Origin of the sequence: Cyclobacterium jeungdonense, assembly GCF_010994275.1 — a bacterium.
In the GTDB taxonomy this organism is placed as follows: domain Bacteria; phylum Bacteroidota; class Bacteroidia; order Cytophagales; family Cyclobacteriaceae; genus Cyclobacterium; species Cyclobacterium jeungdonense.
In genome coordinates this window covers 1-2,319 of sequence record NZ_WMCD01000026.1, presented here as the reverse complement: position 1 = coordinate 2,319, position 2,319 = coordinate 1, and the positions used below count along the sequence as shown (strand labels likewise).

Genomic DNA, 2,319 nt, shown 5'->3' with positions numbered 1-2,319 from the left:
CCATAGGTCACGCCTGGTTTTACGCCTCCGCCTGCCATCCAGATGGAGAAGGCTCTGGGGTGATGGTCTCTTCCATAGTTGTCAGCAGAGAACCTGCCCTGGCAGTAGTTGGTTCTTCCGAACTCCCCTCCCCAGATGACCAGGGTCTCGTCGAGCAGCCCGCGTTGCTTCAGATCGGTGATAAGGGCTGCAGATGCCTGATCGGTGTCCAATGCCTGTCCGGCCATCTCATTGGGCAGGTTGCCGTGCTGATCCCATCCCTGATGGTAAAGCTGAACAAAGCGAACGCCATTTTCGGACAGCTTTCTTGCCAGCAGGCAGTTGGCAGCATAAGTACCGGGCACCAGGCATTCGGGGCCGTAGAGTTTGACGATGCTGTCGGGCTCTTTGGTCACGTCGGTCACCTCCGGTACGGCGGTTTGCATGCGGTAGGCCATTTCGTACTGCTGTATTTTTGCACTGATTTCCGGATCTCCGAATGACTGGTAATTCATCTGGTTGAGTGCGGATATCTTGTCCAGCATGCGTCTCCGGTCTACCTTATCCATCCCTTCGGGGTCGTTCAGGTAAAGTACGGGATCATCTCCGCTGGAAAATTGTACCCCCTGGTGCACGGAATTGAGAAAGCCATTGGTCCAGAGCTTGGAATAAACGCCCTGACCGTTGCCTTTTCCCCTGGATAGCAGCACGCAGAAACTGGGAAGGTTGTTGTTTTCACTTCCCAGGCCGTAGCTCAGCCAGGCGCCCATGCTGGGCCGGTTGCCTACCTGGGCACCGGTCTGAAAAAAGGTCAGCGCGGGATCGTGATTGATGGCCTCGGTATGCATGGATTTGACGATGCAGAGTTCGTCGACAATCTTAGCCGTGTAGGGAAAAAGATCGCTTACCCAGGCTCCTGATTGCCCGTATTGGTTAAACCCATGGTAGGACCCTACCAAAGGGAAGGAAGATTGTCCGGCGGTCATGCCGGTGAGGCGCTGGCCCTGACGGATGGAATCGGGGAGTTCTTCTCCGATTCGTTCATTGAGGGTCGGTTTGTAATCAAAGGATTCCAACTGGCTGGGGGCTCCATTTTGAAACAAATAGATTACCCGTTTTGCCTTGGGAGCAAAATGAGGCAGGCTTGCCATCAACTTATCGGTATCCAATTGGGATTTTCCATTAAACAAGTCGGGGATTAAAAGCGAGCCCAACGCTACGCTTCCCAATCCAAGGCTCATTCGTGACAGGAATTTCCTCCTGTTTTCATTCAATCCGCTTTCTAATCGTTCTTTTTCCATATCAGGTTTTGGTAATCGCTTCTTCCACATTATAAATGGCCACCACTACCTGCATGAGGGCGGCTGTTTCTGGCTTCTCTGCGTTTGGCCCCAGCGGGGAATCTCCGGCCTGGACCGCATGCAGTATTTTTTCGGGCCGCTGCCGGAACCGCTTGAGTTCCTCCTGGTAATACGCTGTTAAAAGCCGCAGCTCTTCCTCACTGGGAGGGCGACAAAGGATCCGGGCAAAAGCTTCCTCTATGGCCGCCTCTGCTGCTTTGCCAGCTCCCACCAGTTGTCCTGCCATTACTCTGGAGGCTTCCAATACCAGGGGATCGTTCAGCATGGCCAGTGCCTGCAGCGGCGTATTGGTTCTGTTTCGGGTTACTTCGCATACATCCCTATTGCTTCCGTCAAAGATGATGGGTTTGGGCGGAGGGGACGTGAGTTTGATAAAGGTGTACAGGCCCCTCCGGTACAGGGAATTTCCCTCGTCCTGCCGGTACTCGGCCAACTCTCCTCTTCCGGAGGTGGAAGCTTCCCAAAGTCCTTCCGGCTGATAGGGCTTGACGCTGGGGCCTCCCAGCTCCTGTACCATCAGCCCGCTGCTAAACAGGATCATGTCCCGGATATGCTCGGCATTCATCCGGATTCGGGGCGCTCGCGCCAGGTAAAAATTACCCGGGTCTTTCTCCAGCTTCTTGTCATCGACAGTGGCCGATTGCTGGTAGGTGGCCGAACTGACAATGGTCCTGATCAGGTGCTTGATGTCCCAGCCGCTCTCCCGGAAATCCACTGCCAGCCAATCCAGCAACTGGGGATGGGTGGGCAGGTCTCCCTGCATGCCGAAATCTCCGGCAGATCTGACAATTCCGGCTCCGAAAAGCTCCTGCCAGATAAGGTTTACAAAAACCCTGGCGGTGAGGGGATTCTCTTCTGCAAAGGTCCATTCGGCCAGACCCAGTCTGTTTTTTGGATATTTGTTCTCGTCAAAGGGAAAGATGGCTTCGGGGGTGGATACGGTAACTGCCGTAGTCGGCTGGTCGTATACGCCCCTGTC

Annotated in this window: 2 protein-coding genes; both read right to left on the bottom strand. The window is 54.5% G+C overall.

The window, feature by feature from the left end; all coding sequences use genetic code 11:
- On the bottom strand, positions 1-1,280 hold a 1,280-nt coding region (locus GKS34_RS23150; RefSeq protein WP_163387525.1), incomplete at its 3' end, for a DUF1501 domain-containing protein.
- A 1-nt stretch (position 1,281) separates the two neighbouring features.
- Positions 1,282-2,319: DUF1553 domain-containing protein (locus GKS34_RS23145; protein WP_163387523.1), on the bottom strand; the 1,038-nt coding region annotated here is incomplete at its 5' end.